Raw genomic sequence first — 25,659 nt, forward strand, 5'->3', positions numbered from 1 at the left:
CAAATTCGAGTGTCTCTGGCACACCGGTTATAGGGAAATTTGACGACAGACAGGTTATAGCCCAACGCGGCCGATTCGGCTAGCCTGGATCTTGGAGCCGGTTTAGAAAATGAAGCGTAGTTCCGATTCGCGATTTTAAAAGCCGCCGCGTTCGACGATTGCGATAATCTTTTCGCCCGCATCACGAACGCTGCCGCCTCGCCATACAAGAACGGTGTCCGATAGCGTTTACGCCGAGAAAATGCCCTATTCCACTTCGAATTCCGTGAGACTGTCGTTCAGCGCCGAAAGACGCCGCTCCACCAACGGCCCTCGGCATTCACGCTCGCTGATAGGAGTTTGGGCTATCCGTCTGCACGGGGTTCCAACACTCGCCGTCCAGGCGTGTTGATCGCCCGCAAGCCGCGCCGATCAGCGATTATTCCGGTACATATCCTGCTGACGTTCGATGGCTTCGGTCAGGTTATAACCCTGGTCGTTGAGCAAATCGCCGACAAAAAACAAACGCATCTCGAATATCCAGGCGATTTTCTTTTGCTTATTGTTTTCCACGACAATCGTCGCCAGCCTGGGGTTATTATCGACTACCTGACTTACGACGGTTTTCGGATTATTCGGGTCTTCGTTCAACGCGCCGGATACGATCCGCTGTGCGTATTCCAGCGTCAATACCGAGCGAGTGGCCGGGGCCGCCGCATTTTTTTCGTCTATCATCGACTGTGCCTTGAAATAGCCGATGTCATAGGCCAGTTTGGCGACAACACTCACGGCTATCGCGATTGCCCAGATCGACAAGCCGATCTTCAAGCGGCGTCTGACTTGGGGGTGGGAGAGTCTTCTAACTAAAACGCTAAACTTCATTGTATGGTGTTTCCGTGGCGCCATTCGCCGGTTTTTGATGGTTGAAACAGTTGAGGGATTTAAAAACAAACATTCAATTAGGGCATCGGCTATCCATCATCTCTATAATTTGGTCCTTACGAACACGACTCACAACCAGCCGGACCGCTTCAAGCGCCAATACAGCAGCAAGCTACTCAAGGCCACGCCGCCCAGCACCAACGGGTAACTAAAGGTCCACTCCAGTTCCGGCATGTGGCGGAAGTTCATACCGTACCAACTGAACACCATCGTCGGGATCGCCAGAATCGCCCCCCAACCGGCCAGACCTTTGACCACTTCGTTCTGCCGCACGGTTTCGAAGGTCAGGTGAACCTGCATCGCTGCGATCAGCATCTCGCGCATGCCTTGAATCGATCGGTCTATGCGCTTGATATGGTCGGCGATGTCGCGAAAATAAAACCGCACGTCCTTCGGTATCAAGCCGTTATGAAAGCGCATCAATTCGTTGCAGATGTCGATCACCGGCGTGATCGCCGCTTCCAGCATCAACAGCTCGCGCTTTAGTTCGTACAAGCCTTCCATGGTCTGCCGACTGGGCCGTTGCTCGAAAATCGCCGACTCCAGTACCTCGAAGCGCTGTTGCAAGCCGTCGATCACCGGGACATAGTTATCGACGATAAAATCCATGATCGAATACAGCGCAAACCCCGGTCCCTTCGCCAATTGCTGCGGCATCGCCTCGCAACGCCCGCGCACCTTGGCGTGACTCAGCGACGAACCGTGCCGCACCGTCACCAGAAATTTCGCCCCCATGAACAAGTGGGTTTCGCCGAATTCCACTTTGTCGTCGACCAGTCTGGCCGTATGCAGCACGATGAACAACGAATCGGCGTATTCCTCGATTTTCGGTCGTTGGTGAGCGGCGCAGGCATCTTCGATTGCCAAATCGTGCAAACCGAACTCTTGTTGCAACTCGGCCAACAAGGCCGAATTGGTTTCGCGCAAGCCCAACCACACGAAGGTCTGATCCTGCCGGATCACTTCGCTAATGTCCGGAATCGACACCTCGCCGACGCTGACGCCGTTGTGGTAGGCCACGCATTTCATAATCATGCTGCTATCGATGGATTCGGCCAAAGGCTTCCCCTTATTTGGAAATCGTGATGACGGGAGCCCCGGATTGGGCGAACTGGGTCATCGTCATTTGAAAAATCTGACAGAGCAGCCGAAAGCCTTCCCGGTTCCATTGATAGCCGGTTTCAGGGCGAAGCGAATAGTAACGGTCGCCCAAGCGCACGCTCAGATCGTCGTCGGGCTCGTCGCCCACCGTCAAGGCCAGCGTCTCCGCCGGATTTTCGCGAACTTCCGGCGTGGCCGGATGGCGGGCCACCGAATATTCGGGCATATCGCCCAAGGTTTGGCCGACGAAATTCAATACGTTGTGAAAACTGCGCAAGCGGAACACGCCGTGCAACGGCCACTCGCCACCCGGAAATCCGGGACGAATATCGACACTGACATCGTTGTCGGCGCCCTGCTCGGCTTCCTGCTGCAAACGCATCCGTTCCTCGTTGCTTAAGGTAGCCGGATCGTAATTGGTCAGCACGATCCGGCCGACCTCGCGCTTGGTCAATGTCAGTTGTTTACGCGCCGGATCGAAAGTCACTTGGTAGTTTTTTTCGAGCGCCGCCAGTTGTTCGGCCGGCAACGCATCGGCCGGCAAAGTCCAACTACGTTCGAACAACAACGGCTCGACGAACAAGCGATGACGGTCCTGAATCGACGATAAATGCAACACGGCCTGGCGAAATACCCGATAACCATCGGCGTCCGCAGGCAAGTTGCGATGGATGCCGGCTTGATCTCCGCCGGACAAGCGCAGCTCGCCGGCCAACAGGCGCAGTAACAAATCCACGTCCACGCCTTGCCTGAGCAACATCGTCAGCTTGCTTTCCTGAAACGGCGTCAACAAGCGGCGGGTGAATTCCTCGCCTTCGATCGGTACGATGCTAATGGTCGGATTCTCGGACAGGCTGCCGCCGAACACCGGCGTCAACAGAGAGCCGGTCGGTCCGGTCAGCGCAGGCGTGGCGCCGGCATTAAGCTGGAAATTGAAGGTGGCGGCGATATTGGATACGCCGGTGAAATGCAGCGGTTGGTGTTGATGGGCGCGGGCGATGTTTAGCAGCAACTGCTTCGCCAACACGTCGTTAGTTGCCTTATCGTACTCGATGACGGCCCTGTCCAGGGCCGGCGGCGAAACGCATCCCGCCAAGCTCAACGCCAACCCCGCCGCCAACGCCCTGCGCCCGCCGGTCATCCCGTAGCCGCTCCACATGTTTGCTTCCTCAAAACGTCATCCTACCGCGAACTCGCACTCTCAGACCGTTCATTTTATCAGCAATGCCCGATCCCGAGCAGCGTCGTCGCCGACATTTACCATCCGGAATCACTCGGCCACCGCTAAACTAAACGACACGCTAGCCGACCGCACGAAGCTACCATGAAAATTCACCACCTAACGCCCGAGGAAGCCCTCGACAGTCTCGGTTCGGGCCCCAACGGCCTAGCCGATACGACAATTGAAGGCCGCTTGCGCGAGTTTGGTTTCAACCGTCTCGAAGAAACCCGAAAAAAATCGCAGTGGCTGTTGTTTGCAGGGGAGTTTTTACACTTCTTCGCGCTGATACTCTGGCTGGCGGCCGGTCTGGCCTTCTTCGCCGAGTCCCAACAACCCGGCGAAGGCATGGCGACGCTGGGTTACGCAATATTGGGCGTGATCGCGATCAACGGCTGCTTCTCGTTTTGGCAGCGCGTCCAGGCCGAGCAGGCCATTGCCGCGCTACGCAAATTATTGCCGAACCAGGTCAAGGTAGTCCGCGACGGCGCGCTGTGCCGAATTCTCGCGGACGAACTGGTGCCCGGCGACGTGCTGGTCTTGCAGGAGGGCGACAACGTCCCGGCCGATTGCCGACTGCTGGAGGCTTTCAACCTGCGGGTGAATAACTCGACCATCACCGGCGAATCCCTACCCAAGGGCCGCGACGCTCTACCGTCGGCGGCCGAAGACCTGGCGCAAAGCCGTAACATTCTGCTGGCCGGCACATCGGTGGTCTCCGGCGAGGCCAAGGCCGTGGTGTTCGCCACCGGCATGCACACCGAATTCGGCAAAATCGCCCACACACTGAAAACCACGATCAAGGGCCAATCGCCGTTGCAACGCCAGATCGCTCGGCTGAGCCGCTTCGTCGCGCTACTGGCGCTGTTGCTGGGCGCGGCATTTTTTCTGATCGGCCAGGCCATCGGCCTGAGCTTCTGGGAAAATTTCATGTTCGCGATCGGCATCATCGTCGCCAACGTACCGGAAGGCCTACTGCCGACCGTGACACTGGCCTTGGCAATGGCCACCCAGCGCATGGCCAAGCGCAACGCCTTGATCCGCAATTTGCCGTCTGTGGAAACCCTGGGCTCGACCACGGTCATCTGCACCGATAAAACCGGCACGCTGACCCAGAACCGAATGGCGGTCAAACAACTATTTCTGGACAATCGCCACTGTCGGCCGGACGAATTGGGCCGCGACAGCCTGCGACACCATGCCGAGTTCCTGGCCTGCGCGGCCCTATGTCACGATCTGAAACGCGTCGAAGGCCAGCACTTGCTCGGCGACCCGATGGAAGTGGCGCTGGTCAATTTGGCTCACGACCAAGGCATGCGCGTGGCCTATCCCAAAATCGGCGAAGTGCCGTTCGACACCGACCGCAAGCGCATGTCCACGCTGCATGATACCCCGGCCGGCAAGCGGCTGTATTGCAAGGGCGCGCTGGAAATGGTGCTACCGCTGTGCTCGCAAATCGCCGTCGCCGATCAGATTCTGCCGCTGGACGACGCCGGCCGCCGCACACTCCAGGACGCCTTGCAGACCATGGCCGATCAAGGCTTGCGGGTACTGGCCCTAGCCCACCGCCCACTGACCGACAGCGCTGGCGCCGACCCTGAAGCGGCGATGATCTTCAGCGGCCTGGTCGGCCTGGAAGATCCGCCGCGCCCGGAAGTCGCCGACGCCATAACCCAATGCCGGATCGCCGGGATCAAAGTCATCATGGTCACCGGCGACCATCCGCACACGGCGGTCGCGATCGCCCGCCAAATCGGTCTGGTGCAATCCGACCATCCCAAGGTCATCACCGGCGACCGGCTGAAAAAACTCACGCCCAGCCAATTGCAATTGGCCTTGGATGCGCCGGAAATTGTGTTCGCCAGGGTAGGCGCCGATCAGAAAATGCACATCGTCGAAGCGTTGCAGCGGAAGCGGCAAGTGGTCGCGGTGACCGGTGACGGCGTCAACGACGCGCCGGCCTTGAAGAAGGCCGACATCGGCATCGCGATGGGCCTGGCGGGCACCGACGTCGCCAAGGAGGCCGCCGACATGATTTTGCTGGACGACAATTTCGCCAGCATCGTCGCCGCGATCGAAGAAGGCCGCGCGGTGTTCGACAACATTCGCAAATTCTTGACCTACATCCTAACCTCCAACGTCCCGGAAGTGATTCCCTACCTGGCCTTCGTGCTGTTCAAGATTCCGCTGCCGTTGACCATCCTGCAAATTCTGGCGGTCGATCTGGGCACCGACATGCTGCCGGCCTTGGGGCTGGGCGTCGAGAAACCCGATGCGGCGGCAATGCGCAAGCCTCCGCGCTCGAGCCAGGAGTCATTGATCGACTGGCGCCTGCTGGCCCGAGCTTACGGATTTCTCGGCTTGCTGGAAGCCGCGGCGGCAATGGCGGCGTTTTTCTTCGTGCTGAACGCTGCCGGCTGGGACTACGGCGCCAGCCTGCCGCGCCACGATCCGCTGTACCTGCGGGCCACGACCGCCTGCCTGACCGCGATCATTGTGATGCAAATCGCCAACGTGTTTCTGTGCAAGCAACGCCAGCGCGGCCTGCTGGCCACGCCCCTGCTGGACAACCGGCTAATACTGGCCGGCGTCGGCGCGGAGATTGCGCTGATCCTCGCCATCGTCTACACGCCGTGGGGCAATCTGTTGTTCGGCACCGCGCCGCTCGGCCACGAAGTCTGGCTGTTCACGCTGCCGTTCGCGCTGGGCCTGCTAATCTGCGAAGAATTGCGTAAATGGCTGGTGCGCCGCTTCGCGCCGTTTCCGCGTCACGTTAAATCGCCTGTGCTCCGCCGAAGCCGGCGGTGTTAATTCGACGTTGACGGCCTCATGCGCACCCTTTCCCTGGCGGTTCGGCATGCAACTCGGCGAAACGATCTAAATGCGTTCCATCAAGGCGCCGCGACTCTCCTCCGAGCAGAGGCGGGTGGCGGCGCCGGGCCGATTTAGCTTGGTCGGAGCGGCCGGCCGGGACAAAACGCTGGAAATGCCCGGCTATCGGCATGATCTTGATCCCTGAGTCGCGCGCAGGCGACCAGGTCAAGTCACGCGGCCCCGTGTGCGTCAGGCTGGCAATGGCGTTGTGCCGAGCCGTAGCATCCGGAGCCGAAACCGATCCAGATATAAATAAACCACCGGCGTCGTGTATAAGGTCAATAGTTGGCTGAATATCAGGCCGCCGACGATAGCGATGCCCAGCGGCTGGCGCAGTTCCGCGCCGTAACCGCTACCTAAGACCAAGGGCAACGCGCCGAACAGCGCGGCCAACGTCGTCATCAGGATCGGTCTGAAGCGTAGCATGCACGCTTGAAAGATCGCTTCCCGCGAATCCAGGCCGCGCTCGCGCTCGGCCAGCAGCGCAAAATCAATCATCATGATCGCGTTTTTCTTGACGATGCCGATCAACAAAATCACGCCGATCAGCGCAACGATGCTGAACTCCTTACCGCAAACCATCAGAGCCAACAACGCGCCGACGCCGGCCGACGGCAGCGTGGACAGTATAGTCAACGGATGCACCAGGCTTTCGTAAAGCACACCGAGCACAATGTAAATGCTGATCAGCGCCGCCAAAATGAGCCAGGGTTGATTGCGCAACGCGTCCTGAAAGGCTTTGCCGGAACCTTGAAAACTGCCGGTAACGGCCGCCGGCAAGCCGATGTCGCGTAAGGCGTGATCGATCGCCGCGCTGGCTCCGGACATTGCCACGCCGGGTTTTAGATTGAACGACAGATCGCTGACCGCGAACTGGCCTTGATGGCGTACCGACAGCGGCGCGTTGCTCGGCGCGAAACTGGCTAGCGCCGACAGCGGCACTTGGCGCGGCCGACCGGTGCCGGCAATGCCGCTCTGGGCCGGCGCGCTGATATACAGTTGTTTCAGACTGTCCGTCGATTGCCAATATTGCGGCGCCAATTCCATGATCACCCGGTATTGGTTGAGCGGATTGTAAATCACCGACACTTGCCGCTGACCGAAGGCGCTGTTCAAGCTGTTGTCGATCAGGGCCTGGCTGACGCCGTAACGCGCGGCCAGATCGCGGTTGACGGTCAAGCCGATTTGCTCGCCCTTGTCCTGCTGACTGCTGTTGACATCGGTCAGTTCGGGCAAGCGGGCCAAGGCGGCCTGGACCTTGGGCGTCCATTCTTTCAACAAGGCCAGATCGTCGGCTTGCAAGGTATAGTCGATTAAACCGAAGGACATCCGCCCGCCGATGCGCAGCTCCTGGGCCGGAAACATATGCAAATTGGCGCCGGGGATTCGGCCGGCCGCCTTGCGCAATCGGTCCATCACGATCTCGATAGCTTCGCGCTCCCCGTGCGGCTTCAACGTGATAAACACCCGCGCGCTATTGCTGCTTTGCGAACTACCGGCAAAGCCGGCGACATTGGTGACCGCGGGGTCTTTCAGCAAAATCTCGGAGATTTGCCCAAACTGCTTTTGCAGCGTTTGAAACGAGGTGTTTTGGTCGGTTTGTATCTCGCCCAACAAACGGCCGCCGTCCTGGGTAGGGAAAAAACCTTTGTCGATGGCGCCGTATAAATAAAAATTCAAGCCTATCGTCGCCAGCAACAGGCTCAGCATGATCCGACCATGACGCAAGGCCCAGCTTAGGCTGATGCGATAATTGTCCTGCACCCAATCGAAGGCCGCGCCGATACCGCGATAGATCGGTCCGTGTTCCGTTGGCTCCTTGCCCAGCCAGCGCGCGCACAACATCGGCGTGGTGGTCAACGAGATCAGCAGCGAAACCAGCACCGCGGCCGATAAAGTCACCGCGAATTCACGAAACAGCCGGCCCGGCACGCCGCCCATCAATAGAATCGGCAGAAACACCGCGACCAGCGACACGCTCATCGCCAACACCGTGAAGCTCACTTCCTTGGCGGCCAGCAGCGCGGCCTTGAACGGTGCGATGCCGGCCTCGATATGCCGGTTGGTGTTTTCGACCACCACAATCGCATCGTCCACGACAAAGCCGGTGGCGATGGTCAAGGCCATCAAGGTCAAGTTGTTGACGCTAAAACCGCAGAAGTACATCACCGCGCAGGAACCCAGCAGCGAAGCCGGTACCGCGACGATCGGCACCGCCGCCGAACGCGGATTACGCAGAAATACCAGCACCACCAAAATCACCAGGACCACCGCGACGAACAAGCCATGCTCGACTTCCCGGATAGACGCCCGAATCGACAACGATCTATCCACCACCACCGACAGTTCGATATTGCTGGGCAAAGCGGCCTTGAGTTGCGGCAACACCGCCAGCACTTGATCGACGGTTTGGATCACATTGGCCAAGGGTTGTTTGCGGATGATCAGCAACACCGAGGGTTTGCCGTTTTTCAGGCCGACATTGCGCAAATCCTCGACCGAATCGACCGCTTCGCCCAGGTCGGCGATGCGCACTGGCGCGCCGTTACGGTAAGCAACGATCAGCGGCAGATATTCGGCGGCGGCGCGGGCCTGATCGTTAGCCTGGATTTGCCAGCGGGTGTCTGCACTTTCCAACACGCCCTTGGGCCGGGTGATGTTGGTTTGGGCGATGGTGTTGCGCACGTCGTCCAAACCGATGCCGTATTTGCTCAAGGCATTGGGATTCAGTTCCACCCGCACCGCCGGTAGGGTCGCGCCGCCGATTTGCACTTGGCCGATACCGGGAATTTGCGAAATTTTTTGCAGCAAAATCGTCGACGCGGAATCGTACATCTGGCCGCGCGTGAAGCTGTCCGAGGTCAGCGCCAGGATCAGAATCGGCGAATCGGACGGATTGTCGCGCCGATAACTGGGCCGGTTGGGCATGCCGCTGGGCAGCATGCTGGCGGCGGCGTTGATCGCGGCCTGCACGTCGCGGCAGGCGCCGTCGATGTCGCGGTTTAAATCAAACTGCAGCGTAATCGAAGTCGAGCCTTGCGAACTGTTGGAGGTCATTTCGGTGACGCCGGCGATGCGTCCTAACGCACGCTCCAGCGGCGTGGCGACCGTCGCGGCCATGGTTTCGGCGTTGGCGCCGGGCAATTGCGCCTGCACCGCAACGGTCGGAAAGTCCACCTGCGGCAGCGACGAAACCGGCAGATTCAAAAACGCTAAAACCCCGCACAGGCTGATGGCGACGGTCAGCAAGGTGGTGGCGACTGGGCGGCGGATGAATAGCGCGGACAGATTCATCTCAATGCAGGTCCTGTTCGACGGCGTCGCCGGACTCTACTCCTAGAGCGGTTTTGACCCGCCGCGCCAGCTTATCCATCGCCAGATAAATCACCGGGGTGGTGTATAAGGTCAGCAATTGGCTGAGCAGCAGGCCGCCGACCATCGTAATACCCAGCGGGTGGCGCAATTCCGAACCGACGCCGTTGCCCAGCATCAACGGCAAGGCACCCAGCAGCGCGGCCAGCGTGGTCATCAGAATCGGCCGGAAGCGCAGCAAGCAGGCTTGGTAAATCGCCTGGTCCGGCGGCAGCCCCTGATGGCGCTCGGCTTCCAGCGCAAAGTCGATCATCATGATGGCGTTTTTCTTGACGATGCCGATCAGCAAAATAATGCCGATGATGCCGATAATCCCCAGATCGCCGTCGGACAGCTGCAGGGCCAGCAAAGCGCCGACCCCGGCCGAGGGCAGCGTGGACAATATTGTCAGCGGATGAATGTAGCTTTCGTACAGCACGCCCAGCACGATGTACACGGTCACGATCGCCGCCAGGATCAGCCATAGCGTGTTATTCAGCGAAGCCTTGAAGGCCTGGGCGGCGCCTTGGTATTCGCTACGGATCGCCAGCGGCAATTCGATTTGGCTCTTGGCGGCTTCGACGGCGTTCACCGCATCGCCGAGCGCATAGCCCGACGCCAGATTGAACGATACCGTGGCGACCGGATACTGGTCGAGATGATTGATCGCCAACGTGGTGGGCCGCTCGGACAATTCGGCGATGGCCGACAGCGGCACTTGGCTGCCGTTGCTGGATGGTACCCGCAACTCGTTGAGGGCTTGCGGACTGGTTTGTTCGGCCGGATCGACTTCCAACACGACCCGGTATTGGTTCGCCTGGGTGAATATCGTCGAAACCAAGCGCTGGCCGTAAGCGCTGTACAGCGCATTGTCGATCGCGGCGGTGCTGACGCCCAACCGGCTGGCGGTGGCTCGGTCGATGTTGACGAACACCTGCCGGCCCTGGTCGAGTACGTCGCTGACCACATCGGCGAATTCCGGCCGACCTTGCAGCTGGTCTACCAATTTGCCAGTCCAGCGGTTCAAATCATCCAGATCGGCGCCTTCCAACGTAAATTGATATTGGGTGCGAGTGACGCGGTTTTCCATCGTCAAATCCTGCACCGGTTGCAAATACAATTGAATGCCGGGCAAATCGGCCAATCGGTCTTTCAGACGGGCGATAATTTCGCGGGCCGGCGGCCGTTGGTCGTGCGGTTTTAGATTAATCAAAAACCGGCCGCTGTTCGGGGTGGCGTTGATGCCGTCCACACCGATGAAAGACGACAAATTCTCGACCGCCGGGTCTTCCAGGATGCGTTGCGCCAGCTTCCGTTGTTGTTCGGCCAGGGCTTGAAACGACACGGTCTGCGGCGCTTCGGAAAATCCTTGAATGATGCCGGTGTCCTGACTGGGGAAAAAGCCTTTGGGTATCCAGACGTACAGCGCGGCGGTCAGGACCACGGTGGCGAAAAATACCAGCAAAGTCGCCGTTTGGCGTTGCATCACCCAGCTCAGGCTGCGCCCGTAGAGTTTAATCAGCCGCTCGAACCAGTCGTCGCTGATTTCATTTTGGTGTTGATGAACTGCGCCGGGCCGTAATAGCTTGGCGCACATCATCGGCGTCAGGGTCAACGACACCACGGCGGAAATTAAAATCGCCACCGCCAGCGTGATGGCGAATTCCCGAAACAGCCGGCCGACCACGTCGGACATAAACAGCAGCGGAATCAACACCGCGACCAGCGAGAAGGTCAGCGAAATAATCGTAAAGCCAATTTGCTCGGAGCCTTTCAATGCGGCTTTCAGAGGCGATTCGCCGCGCTCGATATAGCGCGAGATGTTTTCGATGACGACGATCGCATCGTCCACGACAAAGCCGGTGGCGATGGTCAGCGCCATCAAGGTCAGGTTGTTGATACTGAATTCGGCCAGATACATCGCCGCGAAGGTGCCCACCAGCGATAGCGGCACCGCGACGCCGGGGATGATGGTCGCCGGAATGTTGCGCAGGAACAGAAAAATCACCATCACCACCAGGGCCACGGCCAGCAGCAATTCGAATTGTACGTCGTGGACCGACGCGCGGATCGTCACGGTGCGGTCGGTCAGCGCGTCGACTTCGACGCCACTCGGCAGTGAGGCTTGCAGCTTGGGCAGCAAGGCCTGGATGCGGTCTACCACCTCGATCACGTTGGCGCCGGGCTGGCGCTGAATGTTGACGATGATCGCGGCCTTGTCGTTGGCCCAGGCCGCCAACCGGACATTCTCGGCGCCGTCGATCACGCTGGCGACATCGGTCAATTTCACCGGTGCACCGTTTTTGTAAGTCACCACCAGATCGCGGTACTCGGCGGCCGAGCGCAGCTGGTCGTTGCTGTCTATCGTTGCGGCGCGGGTTGGGCCGTTGATCGAGCCCTTGGGCTGGCTGACGTTGGCGGCGGCGATGGCGGTGCGTACGTCTTCCAGGCTGATGCCGTAGGCCGCCAGTGCTTTGTGGTTGGCCTGAATCCGCACCGCCGGCCTTTGCCCGCCGCTGATGCTGACCATGCCGACGCCGGGCAATTGGGCGATCTTCTGCGCCAGGCGGGTGTCTACCAGGTCTTCGACCTTGAACAAAGGCATGGATTCGGCGCTGACCGCCAAGGTCATGATCGGCGTGTCGGCTGGATTGACCTTGCTGTAGATCGGCGCTTGCGGCAGGTCGCTGGGCAGGAAATTGTTGGCGGCATTGATCGCGGCTTGCACGGTTTGCTCGGCCACGTCCAGGTCCAGACTCAGATTGAATTGCAGCGTGATGACCGAGGCGCCGCCGGAACTGGTCGAGGTCATTTGGGTCAGGCCCGGCATCTGGCCGAATTGCCGTTCCAGCGGCGCGGTGACGATCGCGGTCATCACTTCCGGACTGGCGCCGGGATACAACGTGGTGACCTGTATCGTCGGATAATCGACCTGCGGCAGCGCCGAGACCGGCAGCAGCCGGTAGGCCAACACGCCGACCAGCAACAGCGCCACCATCAGCAACGAGGTGGCGACCGGCCGCAGAATGAACAGTCGGGACGGATTGAAGCCCGCCTTGCCGGGATCGCTGAAACTCATGGCTTAACCGCGCCGCCGGCGTTGGCCGGATTCGCCGCCGGGCTGGGGCTGCAAATCCGGTTTAGCCGCCACCGCCTGACCGTCTTTTTCGGCGACATCGACTACTCCGCCGTCCTTGACCCGGTCGATGCCGGTGACGATCAAGGCTTCGCCCGGCGCAATCCGGTCCGCGATCGCGACCTTTTCGCCTTCGCTGGGCCCCGGTTCCACCCGGCGCAGATGGGCGATGTTTTCGGCATCGACCACGTAGACAAAGGCCCCCTGGCTGTCGTGCTGCAGCGCGGCGCTGGGGATTTGAGTGACGCCGCGCAAGGTGTCCAGATGCATGCGGATATTGACGAACTGGTTGGCGAACAGGGTTTGCTCGCGGTTGTCGAATTGGGCCTTCAATTTGAGGGTGCCGGTGGTCGGATCGATTTGATTGTCCAGTGCGATCAGTTTGCCGTCGGCCAGCTTGGTTTTCCCGGCGCGGTCGTAAGCTTCGATGCCAATCTCCCGGCCTTCGCGATAGCGCTTCACCACGTCCGGCAGCTTGTCTTCCGGCAAGGTAAACACCACGCTGATCGGTTGCAGTTGGGTAATCACCACCAAGCCGTTGGTGTCGCCGGCTCTGACGATGTTGCCTTGGTCCACTTGCCGCAAGCCGACCCGGCCGGAAATCGGCGCGGTCAGTTTGGCGTAACCGAGCTGCAGTTTGGCATTATCGACCAGGGCCTGGTCCATCTCGACATTGCCGCGATATTGTTTGACCTGCGCTTCTTGGGTAACGGTTTGTTGGGCGGCAATCGAATCCTGTTCCAGCAAGGTTTGATAGCGGGCCCGGTCCAGTTCGGCGTTTTGCAGCAAGGCCTGGTCGCGGGTCAACTGGCCCTGGGCTTGCTGCAATTGTACTTGAAACGGACGCGGGTCGATTTCGGCCAGCAGATCGCCGGCTTTAACCATTTGCCCTTCGCTGAAGTTCACTTTCACCAGTTCGCCGTCGACGCGCGATTTGACGGTGACGGTGCGTAGCGCGGTGACAGTGCCTAGCGCGTTTAAATACACCGGAAAATCGCCGCTACCGGCGGATTGGATGGCCACGACAGCCGGTGCGTCCGGCCGCTCGCCGAACGGCGGCCGGTTTTTGGAGCCGCGCTCGGCTTTAGTATCGGGCGCGGCCTGACCGAATTGCAGATAGACCAGAATACCGATCACGCAGAGGGTAGAAAGTGCGCCGCGCCAATACCAGCGAGAGCGGCGCCGGATAGAAGCATCGATGGGGGTTGGGTTAGTCATGCAAGGGATTCTATATGAGGATATAAGGTTGCCAAGGTATTGTCGTTATTAGGCGTGCGAAGCGGCCGCCGGTTCCGCCGAGAGTCGAAAAACGGTTGCATAGCAAGGCGAGCCGGCCGGGCTTTAAGCGGTATCGATTAATCGCTGGAACCTGGACACTGACGACGGCGTCGCGGCGGTTAGCCTGCTAACGGAGTTGAAGCCGCGGCTTGGCCATCGTTTGGTATTTCCCTTTGGCAAACATTGTTTCACGAACCTTAGGTCGACAGCGGCGATTTAGTTCCCGCCTCGGCCAGTGGCTTGGAGAGCCAACTCATATTGGGTTAGCAAAAGGTATGGCAGCGGCTTGCACGGCATGCCAGCAACAACTCTTCAGTTTGTGGGTGGCGAGGCAATACCGCTCGGCGAACTGGCTACAGTCCATCAATTCGCCGTCCCTGGCCGGGAAGTACCGCCCGGCTCGACCATCGGGCCGCGGGCGATCCGCACCCTGATGCTGGTATCGTAATTAAAGCTGTCAACCGCGACCGGAGGTCTAGACAAATCCGGCGCGGGTACCTGCACGAACTGAAACCAACAGCCGACACCGGAACATTCGATGCCTTTATCAGAGCGACACCGGCCGATTCGCTGGTCAGTTTAACCTTATCTTGGGATAAACCCGCGCGGCCGGCCAGAGCGGTACCGAGGCTGGCGGAGTTGAAGGAAATGCGCATGGTGACTCCTGGTCAGATGTCGGATGAATGGCGATGCCGATGCTCCGTCAAAGGGCAAAACTTATGCCATGCGCTGCAATGGCGTGCTATCCGGACGGAAAAACAGCGGTTGCTAGCGCGCCATGCGATGATCCCTGAATAATCCAACCCGGCGTCTTTGCTCGGTCGCGCTTTGAATCCGGAGTGTCGAACCTTGGTTTGACATTCTAAAATAGGCCGTGACGAGAATACGATCGGGACCTGGAGGTAACGCCGAACCCGGCCGTCGAATGTCGACGAATTGTTGCTGCAGGATCGGCGATTGCTGGACGACTGCTGTTTCGGCAACAACGCGGCGTGGTCCCAGTCGACTACTGTCACAGCAAGTCTTCCCCGATCACGACTACTTCACACCGGAATCAATCGACATGTTGGGCATCGCCCCAACCGTCATTGCCCCAGCGTTCTGTATTGGATCGATACTGTCTGGCTAGCCGTTCAGGAAAACGGCCTGCGTCAATTGCTTGGTGTGTGAGGCAATTGGTATATCTCAACAGGCCAGCCTGACGATCGAACCGCTCGTGGCCGACGAAATCCACCCAGTCGGTTCCGAACGCTCACGAACCGCGGCGGCGCGGACAACTTGGCCGCAATCGGCGCAGCGGCCTGCCGAATTGATGGGCGCCGGCGGTCGGGCCGACATCCGGACTGCCGAGTGTACGGCTTGTCTCTGGGCTGGCGCGGTGAAACGTTGGGCGCGCCTTATTTGCGCATGCCGACCTTTTGGGATTGCCGCATCGCTTTACCCAGCCGAGGACACCCACCCTGGCCATGCCCTACATCCGTCTAGCGGATTTGGGGGCGAGGAGAAACTTAAGCCACAAAGGAATTTAGGCGCCCAAACGACGTGGGTTGGGAAACACTTCTAAACGAACGCCCCTATAAAACACGAATAGCTTACGTCTCCCAGGCCCGGAATGCCGGTGTGACGAGTTAAGCGAGTGGGTATCGCAATCCGCCGGACAAAAAAACGGCCGCGGGCATGAAGCCCGCGGCCGTCGTAAAATACCTAAATATGTAGCTGAGATTAGCCTAACAAACCGCCAACGTTGATGCGCGTACCGTTGCCTTGAGCGGCGTAGAAAGCCGCCGGGTTGGCCGCGCTGGAGCTCACCAGATCCTCGGCGGCCCGGCGCGCTTCGGCGCTGGAATTCAGCGCCGGTTGCGCGTCGGTCTTCGATTGGTTTTGCGCCAAGCGCAACGAGGCTTGGGAAAAGCTCACGGTATCGCCAACGGCCTGATTGTCGCTATCGGAATCGCGATCCGGCGTCGTAACCGATTTGGGCTCCGCCGATTCGGCGCTTTTGGGTGCTTTAAGATCACGGGTTGCCTGAGTGGTCAGGGCGCTGGATTGCGAGTATTGGGTATTGATGTCCATGGGGGCCTCCAGATCTTTACGGAGCGAGGGCGTTGTGCCATCGTTGCGTCGAATTCTAATCCAATCCGCCGGCAATTGCCGAATTTAATCGTTTTCTTATTATTACGCCCCACATCCCGGAGTTCATTGATGAAATGTTTGCAGATCACTATGTTAGCGACCGGCGCGCTGCTGTCTACGGTGGCATCGTCCGCCGATTTATCGCGCATCGAGCACATCCTGGTGATCTATCTGGAAAATCGCAGTTTCGACAATGTGTTCGGCCTGTTCCCCGGCGCCGACGGCCTCAGCAACGCCCAATCGGCGCCGCCGCAAATCGACGAATTCGGTAGGCCCTACGGCACGCTGCCGCCGATTCGCAGCGACGGCAAAAACGACGAGCGCTTCCCGGCCGATCTCGCCAACGCCCCATTCGATATAGGCCGTTACATCAGCCCCAACCAACGTCACCCGGATCTGACTCACCGGTTTTTCATCCACCAGATGCAAATCAACGCCGGCCGTAACGACCGTTTCGCGCAATTATCGTCGGCCGGCGGACTGACCCAAGGCTACTACAATCTGGCCGGCACGGCGCTGTGGCAATATGCCAAGGAGTTCACGCTGGCCGACCATTTTTTCCAGGCGGCTTACGGCGGCTCGTTTTTAAATCATCAATGGCTGATCTGCGCCTGCACGCCGCGTTTCGACAATGCGCCGGACGAGATGTTGCACTGGCAGACCGACCCGGCCACCGGCAAGCCGGTCGGCGATCCCAGCGTCACCTTGGACGGCTACGCGGTCGGCACGATACAACCGTTTTTCCCACCGCACGACGACAAACACCCCGAACGGCGTCTGCCGATACAAACCGCGCCAACCATCGGCGATCGCCTGTCGGACAAGGGCGTGAGTTGGGCCTGGTATGCCGGCGGTTGGGACGACGCCGTGGCCGGCCGCGACCTTGGCGACAACTTTCAGTACCACCACCAACCCTTTATCTACTACGCCAACTACGCGCCGAACAGCGCCGCCCGCGCCGAGCATTTGCGCGACAAACAGCGCTTGTTCGCGGACCTGAAAACCGGCTTTCCGCAAGTCGCGTTTTACAAGCCGGTTGGACGTAGCAACCAACACCCCGGCTACTCCAGCATCCTGGAAGCCGACCGGGATGTTCGCGACGTGGTCGAAGCAATTCGCGCCAGCGCGATCTGGTCCTCCACCGCCATCGTCATCACCTACGACGAATACGGCGGTTTGTGGGATCACGTCGCCCCACCCGAGGGCGACCGTTGGGGACCCGGTACGCGGATTCCGGCCGTCGTGGTTTCGCCGTTCGCGAAAAAACACTACATCGACCACACCCGCTACGACACGACGGCCATCCTAAAGCTGATCGAAACCCGCTTCGGCCTGGCGCCGCTCGGCGAACGAGACGCCAACTCGGAAGGCTTGCTGGGCGCGTTCGAATGAATCGCCGGATTAATAGGCCCGAAGCAAAACTATCGCCGACCTCGCGCCGATCGCTCGTTGTCGCCCATCCCTGGGTAGCCGCGGTCGCTTTACAGACGAACACGGCTTTTTATATGAGGCCGATATTTGCACTCCGTTTTCGAGTGGCTTAAGCTCTGCCGCGTCCAGCCGATTCAGGCTTGCCGCCAGTCCGGCGGCTCGCGGCTCGCCCCCGCCTGTCGATGTCAAGGTTCGGCCGTTTCCGGGACAGAGACGGCGAATTTCCGGTTTTCAGTTAGTATTTGCAATCGTACGCCACCAAGCAGGGAGACCCTCCGATGAATCAAGCCTATCCACGCCAACCCGCCGAAAAATGGCGTTTCGCCAAACTCGGCGGTTTCGACCAAGTGGAACTGAAGCGCGCCAGCGATTTACTGGCGCTGCCGGAACTCGATCAGAAATTGTGGGCGGCGCTGAGTTGTCCGACCCACGGTCTGTACTTCGACGAACGCACGCTGCAACTGCTCGACAGCGACGGCGACGGCCGGATTCGGGTACCGGAGGTGCTGGCGGCGGTACGCTGGGTCGGGAAGGTCTTGAAAAACCCGGCCGATTTGCTGCAACAAAAAGCCAGCCTGCCGCTGGCGGCGATCAACGACCACGATGAGGAAGGCAAGCAGCTGCTGGCTTGCGCCAAAGAAGTACTGAAAAATCTGGGCAAACCGCAAGCAAGCGAAATCACCGACGAAGATTTGGCCGACATGGCGAAAATCTTTGCCGAAACCCGTTTTAACGGCGACGGCATCGTCCCGGCCAAAGCCGCCGCCGACGAAACCGGCCAAGCGGCTATTAGCGACATCATGGCCTGCCAAGGCGAGTTGATCGACCGTTGCGGCGAACCCGGCATCGACGCCGAAAAACTGACGCAATTCTTCGCGGACGCCCAGGTCTATTACGACTGGTGGCGGGAATGCGACCGGGAAGCCGCCCAGGTGCGCGGCAACATCGCCGACCCGGAGTCGGCGGCAGCCTCGCTGGACAAAATCAAGGCCAAAATCGACGATTATTTTACCCGTTGCCGGCTGGCGGCCTTCGACGAACGCGCCGCCACGGCACTGAATCCCAGCGACGCCCGCTACGAACAACTGGCCGGATTCGATCTGGCGCCTGAGCTGGAAGCGGTGGCGCAACTGCCGTTGGCCACCATCGCGCCCGACCGCGATCTGCCGCTGGATGGCGGACTCAATCCGGCCTGGAGCGAGGCGCTAGCGCAATTACGCGCCGACGTGCTGACGCCCTTACTCGGCACGCTGGAAAGTTTGAGCTACGCCCAATGGCGGGACGTACTCGGCCGGTTTGCCGACTACCGGGCGTGGCTGGCGCAAAAGCCGGCCAGCGCGGCCGCCGGCCTGCCGATCGCCAGCGTCAAAACCTATCTGGAAAGCGGCACCCAAGCCAAGCTGGCGGCGTTGATCGAACAGGATCTGGCCCTGAAGGCCGAAGCCGACGCGATCGACGGCCTGAGCCGCTTGCTGCACTATCACCGCGACCTGTACCGGCTGCTGAACAACTTCGTCTCCTTCCGCGATTTTTACACCGCCGAGCCGCACGCGATCTTTCAGGCCGGTACCTTGTATCTGGACGGCCGGGCTTGCCGTCTGTGCGTTAAGGTCGACGACGTCGCCACCCACGGCAAACTGGCCGAACTGAGCAAGATATTTCTGGCGTACTGCGAATGCCGCCGCCAGGGCAGCAGCGAGAAACTGACGATTGCCGCCGCGTTCACCGACGGCGACAGCGACAATTTGCGGGTCGGCCGCAACGGCGTGTTTTACGACCGCGCCGGACAGGACTGGGACGCGACCGTCGTTAAGATTATCGAAAACCCGATCAGCATCCAGCAAGCCTTCTGGGCTCCCTATAAACGGGTGGCACGGATGATTAACGAACAATTGGAAAAAAGTGCCAGCGCCCGCGACAAGGCGGCCCACGAAGGCGCATTCAAGGGTATCAACGAAGCCGGCGCTCAGGCCGGCGAAGGCAAGGCGCCGGCCGCGACCGCTTTCGACGTCGGCAAGTTCGCCGGGATCTTCGCGGCCATCGGTCTGGCGATCGGCGCGATCGGCACCGCGCTGGCTTCGGTATTTAGCGGCTTTTTGGCCTTGCAATGGTGGCAAATGCCGTTGGTGATTGTCGGCATCATGATGGCGGTTTCCGGACCATCGATGTTCATCGCCTTTCTGAAACTGCGCCAACGCAATCTGGCGCCGTTGCTGGACGCCTGCGGCTGGGCGGTCAACGCCAAGGCCTACATCAACATTCCGTTCGGCCATTTGCTGACCGACGTCGCCAAACTACCCAAGGACGCCGAAACCCATCTGGCCGATCCGTTCGGCGAAAAACCCAGCCGCTGGCCCGCGCTGTTGTTGCTGCTCGCGTTGCTGGCCGGCGCCGGCTGGGCTTGGCGACAAGGCTATATCGGACCCGCTACCGCCCCGCCGACCGCTGACGAAACCCCGGCAACCGCACCGGCGCCGGCGAACGGGCCGATTGCACCGCCAGGGCCGGCAACCCCAACACCCGCGCCGGAAGCCGCGAAACCGGCCGCGAAACCCGCCAAGTAAAGGGCGGCAGGCGGCCGTCTCGGCGGTCGCCGGCTAAGGCGCGATCATGCCGTTATGCAAATAGCTTTCTTCGTAGTTGAAAACGACATTACCGTCCGGCAAGATCAACTCCTCGTCGCGACCCTTGTAATCCAGTCGCGACAATAAATCCTTGATAATGTTGACGCGCGCCGCCTGCTTGTCGTCGGCGCGCACCACGGTCCAAGGTGCCGATAAATGATGGGTCCGGGCGAACATGATGTTGCGCGCCTCGCTGTATTGGCGCCAATGCTTTTGGGCGGCTTTGTCGATCGGGCTGATCTTCCATTGTTTCAGCGGATCGTCCAGCCGCGCCTTCAGACGCTTTTTTTGCTCTTCCTTACTGATATCCAGATAGTACTTAAATAGCTTGATGCCGGAACGCACCAGCAATTGCTCATAATGCGCGACGGTTTCGATGAACTCGTGGTAATCGGCGTCGCTGCAAAATCCCATGACCCGTTCCACGCCGGCCCGGTTGTACCAACTGCGGTTGAACAGCACCATTTCTTGCGCGGCCGGCAGATGCTCGGTATAGCGCTGAAAATACCAGCTCCCCAGGTCGCGATCCGACGGTTTGCCCAAGGCCACCACTCGAGTCTCGCGCGGGCTCAGATGCTGAATGATGCGCTTGATGGTGCCGTCCTTGCCACCGGCGTCCCGGCCCTCGAACAGGATCAAAATCTTATCGCCGTGCTTGATGATATGGCTTTGCAGTTTGACCAGTTCTACCTGCAACTGCCGCAGCACGTCCTTGTAATTCGGTCGTTCGGATTTGTTTTTGCCCATGGCTGCATCCTCGAAAGTGAATTGGCTGACTACCAGTGTAGCGGTTTCGCGGCGGCGCGTGATCGCACCGCACCACAAGCGTGCAAAATGTCGTAAACCGTACCGATTGAGTGCAACTTTGATCTCACTTGGCCACACACCGACAAGCCACACCGACAACCGCGACCGACCGAACTCAAGTCATATTATTGATTTTTAATTAAATTATCGCAAAGCGACTCAGAAATATCGGTTTTGGCATCCGAATTGCTTTCGGGCTAACGTGGCTCCGCGATAGGAGCCGACTGAATTTAGGCTCGACGTAGAGCCGACAGACAAAGGCGTCTAACTCTCGTTTCGGTAACGAAACGGGGTAGACGCCTTTTTTTTGGCCTGACTTTTTCAAACCCACGGGAATCCGCCATGACTTATCGCACGACATTCGCTCCGAAATCTCTGATCGCGGCCTTGGCTACGCTGATCGCCGCCGGCCTGGCCGGTTCGGCCTGGGCGGCCGGCAAGCCGGAAAAAGAAGACTTGAAATTCGGCTTCATTAAACTGACCGACATGGCGCCGTTGGCCGTCGCCGCCGAGAAAGGCTTTTTCGAGGACGAAGGCCTGTTCGTGCAACTGGAAGCCCAAGCCAATTGGAAAGTGGTAATGGACCGGGTCGTCAACGGCGAACTGGACGGTTCGCACATGCTGGCGCCGGCGCCGCTGGCGGCCAGCATCGGCTTCGGCACCAAGGCCGACATCGTGACTGCCTTCAGCATGGGTTTTAACGGCAACGCCATCACCATTTCCAACGACATCTGGAAGCAAATGAAGCCCAACGTGCCGATGGACGGCGGCAAACCGGTTCACCCGATCAAAGCCGACGCGTTAAAACCGGTCGTGGACAAATACAAAACCGAAGGCAAGCCGTTCAACATGGCGATGACCTTCCCGGCCGGCTCGCACAATTTGAAACTACGCTACTGGCTGGCGGCCGGCGGCATCCATCCCGGTTACTACGCGCCGCCGCAGGATATTTCCGGTCAGGTCAACGCCGACGCACTGCTGTCGGTAACGCCGCCGCCGCAAATGCCGGCCACGCTGGAATCCGGCACCATCTTCGGCTATTGCGTCGGCGAACCATGGAATCAGCAAGCGGTATTCAAAGGGATTGGCGTGCCGGTGATCACCGACGAGGAACTGTGGAAAGACACGCCGGAAAAAGTCTTCGGCGTCACCAAGACCTGGGCCGATAAATACCCAAACACCTATCTGGCGGTGACCAAGGCGCTGATCCGCGCCTCGATCTGGCTGGACGCCGAGAACAACAAAAACCGCAAGGAAGCCATCGAAATGCTGTCGCAAAAACAATACGTCGGCGCCGACGTCGAGGTACTGGCGGCCAGCATGAACGGCAGCTTCGAGTACGAGAAAGGGGACAAGCGTTCGCTACCCGACTTCAACACCTTTTTCCGCCACGGCGCCAGCTATCCATCCTACGGCAGCGCGGTCTGGTATCTGACCCAATTGCGCCGCTGGGGCATGATCAACGAAGCCAAACCGGACAACTGGTATCTGGAAACCGCGAAAAATGTCTACCGCCCCGACATTTATCTGGCCGCGGCGAAGGAGCTCGTCGCCGAAGGCAAGGCCAAGGCCGAGGACTTTCCGGCCGACACCGCCATCAAGCCTTCGCAAAACTTCTTCATCGACAAAGTACCGTTCGACGCTAATAAGCCCAACGATTATTTGGCCAAGTTCGCGATCGGCTTGAAAGGCAAACAAACAGTTTCCGGCGGCAAGGTCGTCGACTAAGAACCTTTGGTGGGTGCTCAAAAGCAGGGACGCGATTTGATGCAGGGAGGCATCTTTTTTACCAACCGAAATTTTGCAGCAAGCGCAGGGTACGCACCGCGTACCTTGCCAACCGATCCGATTGTCAAGACCGAAAAAAGGTACGCGGTGCGTATCTACGACATCACATACAGAGGTATCCAGATGACTAACAAACTCATCAAATTCTTCAACATCACCGGCCTGACCTGGTTCGTGCCGCTGGTCAAAATAGCCGCCGGCGAAAACCCGGCTCAACAACTGCGGCAATTGTTCTTGGTGATGGGCGTGCCGATGATTGCCTTCGCGCTGTTCTTGGGGCTGTGGAGCGTGTCGGCGTCCGGTGTCAATACCAGCCTGGGCACGATTCCAGGTCCGGTCGCGGTGTGGGACGAAGTCGGCGGTCTGATAGCCGAACACACCGCCGAACAGACCAAGAAAGCCGAGTTCTACCAGCGCCAGGAACTGCGCAATAAGGAAAAACTGGCCGAAGACCCCAAGGCCGAGATTAAATCCCGGCCCTACACCGGTAAACCAACCTACCTCGACAAAATCCTGACCAGCTTGCGCACCGTGTTCGCCGGCTTCGTCATCGCGACCTTGATCGCGGTGCCGATCGGTATCCTGTGCGGCATGAGCCCGGTGCTCAATACCGCCTTCAATCCGTTGATCCAAATCTTCAAACCGGTATCACCGTTGGCCTGGCTACCGATCGTCACGCTGGTGGTCAGCGCCGCCTACGTGACGACCGACGACTCCTGGTTCGAGAAATCCTTCATCACCTCGGCGATTACCGTGACCTTGTGCTCGCTATGGCCGACGCTGATCAACACCGCCGTCGGCGTGTCGTCCATCGATCGCGACTTGGTCAACGTCGGCAAGGTATTGCGGCTGGACTGGATGACCCAGATCAAGCGCATCATTCTGCCGTCGGCCCTGCCCTTCATTTTCACCGGCATGCGCTTGTCGCTGGGCGTGGGCTGGATGGTGCTGATCGCCGCCGAAATGCTGGCGCAGAATCCGGGTCTGGGTAAGTTCGTTTGGGACGAGTTCCAAAACGGCAGTTCCAATTCGCTAAGCCGCATCATGGTGGCGGTGTTCACGATCGGCTTCATCGGCTTCGCGCTGGACCGCATCATGCACTCGTTGCAAAACCTATTCTCTTTCCAAAAAGTGTAAGGCCGCCGCCATGAATGCCCCCGCCAAAATCATCGAACTTTCCATGCAAAAAACCGCGACCAACCAACCCGCCAACGACGCGCGCGCGCCGCTGGTCGAATTGAAAAATGTCTGTAAATCCTACGGCGAGGGCCGGAGCAAGACCTCGATCCTGAAAGACATCAATCTGGACATACAAGAAGGCGAATTCATCGCCATCGTCGGCTTTTCCGGCAGCGGCAAAACCACGTTGGTGTCGCTGATCGCCGGCCTGATTCAGGCCGACGCCGGCGAGTTGCTGAAAAACGGCGCGGCGATCCGCGAACCCGGACCGGACCGGGGCGTGGTGTTTCAAAACTATTCGCTGATGCCGTGGCTGACCGTTTACGAAAACGTGGCGTTGGCCGTCGATGCGATCTTCAAGGACTGGACGCCGGCGCAACGCCGCGCCCACGCCGAAAAATACGTCAAGATGGTCAATCTGGGCCGAGCCATGGACAAGCGCCCGGCCGAACTGTCCGGCGGCATGCGCCAACGGGTCAATGTCGCCCGCGCCTTGGCAGCCAACCCCGATATTTTATTGCTGGACGAACCGCTCAGCGCGCTGGATGCGCTAACGCGCGGCAACTTGCAGGACGAGATTCTGCAAATCTGGGAGCAGGACAAGAAGACCGTCATTCTGATCACCAACGACGTCGACGAAGCCATCTACATGGCCGACCGGGTGATCCCGCTGAAACCCGGCCCTGACGCCACCTTCGGCCCGGATTTCGTCATCGATCTGGAACGGCCGCGCGATCGCGCCGCGTTGAACCACGATCCGGAGTTCAAACGTCTGCGTGCCGAAATCACCCGCTATCTGATGGACATCGGCCTGCAAAAAGCCCAAGCCGAAGTCGGCGACCGGGTCAAGCTGCCGGACGTGCGTCCGAACACCAGCAACGACTGGAAACTCGATACCTCGGCGCTCAAGCCCAGCCAAACCGATCTGGGTAAGGCCCGCTATCTGGAGTTCGCCAACCTGTCGAAAATCTATCCGACCCCGGACGGCAACAGCACCGTCAAGGTGGTCGACGGTTTTGACTTGCGGATGAAAAAAGGCGAGTTCGTGTCCATCATCGGCCATTCCGGTTGCGGTAAATCCACAGTGTTGTCGATGACCGCCGGCCTCAACGATATTTCCGAAGGCGGCATCATTCTGGATAACCGCGAAATCGACGGCGCCGGCCCGGATCGCGGCGTGGTGTTTCAGGCGCCGAGTTTGTTTCCGTGGCTGACCGCGTTCGACAACGTCATGCTCGGCGTCGATAAGGTTTATCCGCACGCCAGCCAGGACGAGCGCGACGACATCGTCGAATACTACTTAACCCGAGTGGGCCTGGCCGACTCGATGTTCAAGAAAGCCGCCGACCTGTCCAACGGCATGCGCCAACGAGTCGGCATTGCCAGGGCCTTCGCGCTGTCGCCGAAACTGCTGTTGCTCGACGAACCCTTCGGCATGCTGGATTCGCTGACCCGCTGGGAATTGCAGGAGGTGTTGATGGAAGTGTGGGAACGCACCCACGTCACCGCCATCGTCGTCACCCATGACGTCGACGAAGCGATTCTGCTGGCCGACCGGGTGGTGATGATGACCAATGGCCCGCACGCCAAGATCGGCAAGATACAAGACATCGATCTACCGCGGCCGCGCAGCCGCAAGGCGCTGCTGGAGCATCCGGACTACTACCGTTACCGGGAAAGCCTGCTGACCTTTCTGGCGGAGTGCGACCACACCCATTAGATATTGTTGGGTACGCATCCCGTACCTTTTCAAGCCATGAACAAACCGAATGCAACCAGGTACGCGCTGCGTACCCTACGACCTCTTTGTGCCGAAA

At 59.4% G+C, this 25,659-nt stretch carries 14 protein-coding genes; 6 read left to right on the plus strand and 8 right to left on the minus strand.

Annotated elements, in window-relative coordinates; all coding sequences use genetic code 11:
* Positions 1–411: 411 nt before the first annotated feature.
* The 3 genes from ACQE3D_RS14785 to ACQE3D_RS14795 form a co-directional block, all read right to left on the minus strand.
* Positions 412–861 carry a hypothetical protein gene (locus ACQE3D_RS14785; RefSeq protein WP_071157896.1) on the minus strand — a complete coding sequence of 150 codons (450 nt, stop codon included), beginning with the start codon at positions 859–861 and terminating at the stop codon, positions 412–414.
* A gap of 129 nt (positions 862–990) precedes the next feature.
* Complete coding sequence (gene corA, locus ACQE3D_RS14790; protein ID WP_168029847.1) at positions 991–1,956, minus strand: magnesium/cobalt transporter CorA; 966 nt, start codon at positions 1,954–1,956, stop codon at positions 991–993.
* A 34-nt stretch (positions 1,957–1,990) separates the two neighbouring features.
* Positions 1,991–3,181: a hypothetical protein gene (locus ACQE3D_RS14795; protein ID WP_281020723.1), complete on the minus strand. Its 1,191-nt coding sequence runs from the start codon at positions 3,179–3,181 to the stop codon at positions 1,991–1,993.
* A gap of 165 nt (positions 3,182–3,346) precedes the next feature.
* Between ACQE3D_RS14795 and ACQE3D_RS14800 the strand changes: the two genes are divergently transcribed.
* Positions 3,347–6,052: a cation-translocating P-type ATPase gene (locus ACQE3D_RS14800; RefSeq protein ID WP_313729919.1), complete on the plus strand. Its 2,706-nt coding sequence runs from the start codon at positions 3,347–3,349 to the stop codon at positions 6,050–6,052.
* 252 nt (positions 6,053–6,304) lie between these two features.
* Here the strand turns inward: ACQE3D_RS14800 and ACQE3D_RS14805 are convergent, their stop codons facing one another.
* The 4 genes from ACQE3D_RS14805 to ACQE3D_RS14820 form a co-directional block, all read right to left on the minus strand.
* Positions 6,305–9,409, minus strand: coding sequence for an efflux RND transporter permease subunit (locus tag ACQE3D_RS14805; protein WP_313729918.1), 3,105 nt, complete (start codon positions 9,407–9,409; stop codon positions 6,305–6,307).
* 1 nt (position 9,410) lies between these two features.
* Complete coding sequence (locus ACQE3D_RS14810) at positions 9,411–12,545, minus strand: MdtB/MuxB family multidrug efflux RND transporter permease subunit (protein WP_313729917.1); 3,135 nt, start codon at positions 12,543–12,545, stop codon at positions 9,411–9,413.
* Positions 12,546–12,548: 3 nt separating this feature from the next.
* Positions 12,549–13,820 (minus strand): MdtA/MuxA family multidrug efflux RND transporter periplasmic adaptor subunit, encoded by a 1,272-nt coding sequence (locus ACQE3D_RS14815; protein WP_313729916.1) that lies wholly within the window; start codon positions 13,818–13,820, stop codon positions 12,549–12,551.
* 1,782 nt (positions 13,821–15,602) lie between these two features.
* Positions 15,603–15,953, minus strand: coding sequence for a hypothetical protein (locus ACQE3D_RS14820; RefSeq protein WP_168029599.1), 351 nt, complete (start codon positions 15,951–15,953; stop codon positions 15,603–15,605).
* 129 nt (positions 15,954–16,082) lie between these two features.
* Between ACQE3D_RS14820 and ACQE3D_RS14825 the strand changes: the two genes are divergently transcribed.
* On the plus strand, positions 16,083–17,405 hold the full coding sequence (locus tag ACQE3D_RS14825) for an alkaline phosphatase family protein (protein ID WP_313729915.1): 1,323 nt from the start codon (positions 16,083–16,085) through the stop codon (positions 17,403–17,405).
* 317 nt (positions 17,406–17,722) lie between these two features.
* A complete protein-coding gene (locus ACQE3D_RS14830) occupies positions 17,723–20,008 on the plus strand; it encodes a hypothetical protein (RefSeq protein ID WP_313729914.1) in 2,286 nt (761 codons plus the stop codon).
* 33 nt (positions 20,009–20,041) lie between these two features.
* Here ACQE3D_RS14830 and ppk2 read toward each other — a convergent pair whose 3' ends face one another.
* A complete protein-coding gene (ppk2, locus tag ACQE3D_RS14835; protein WP_313729913.1) occupies positions 20,042–20,815 on the minus strand; it encodes a polyphosphate kinase 2 in 774 nt (257 codons plus the stop codon).
* A 402-nt stretch (positions 20,816–21,217) separates the two neighbouring features.
* Here ppk2 and ACQE3D_RS14840 point away from each other — a divergent pair, with 402 nt between their 5' ends.
* The 3 genes from ACQE3D_RS14840 (at position 21,218) to ACQE3D_RS14850 (ending at position 25,562) form a co-directional block, all read left to right on the plus strand.
* Positions 21,218–22,603, plus strand: coding sequence for a CmpA/NrtA family ABC transporter substrate-binding protein (locus ACQE3D_RS14840; RefSeq protein ID WP_313729912.1), 1,386 nt, complete (start codon positions 21,218–21,220; stop codon positions 22,601–22,603).
* A gap of 183 nt (positions 22,604–22,786) precedes the next feature.
* The gene (locus ACQE3D_RS14845) at positions 22,787–23,800 is read left to right on the plus strand and encodes an ABC transporter permease (protein WP_168029609.1); all 1,014 of its coding nucleotides are present in this window, start codon (positions 22,787–22,789) and stop codon (positions 23,798–23,800) included.
* A gap of 10 nt (positions 23,801–23,810) precedes the next feature.
* On the plus strand, positions 23,811–25,562 hold the full coding sequence (locus tag ACQE3D_RS14850) for an ABC transporter ATP-binding protein (protein WP_064028686.1): 1,752 nt from the start codon (positions 23,811–23,813) through the stop codon (positions 25,560–25,562).
* Positions 25,563–25,659 lie beyond the last annotated feature (97 nt).

It is taken from the genome of Methylomonas sp. MS20, assembly GCF_050275925.1.
Classification (GTDB): domain Bacteria; phylum Pseudomonadota; class Gammaproteobacteria; order Methylococcales; family Methylomonadaceae; genus Methylomonas; species Methylomonas koyamae_A.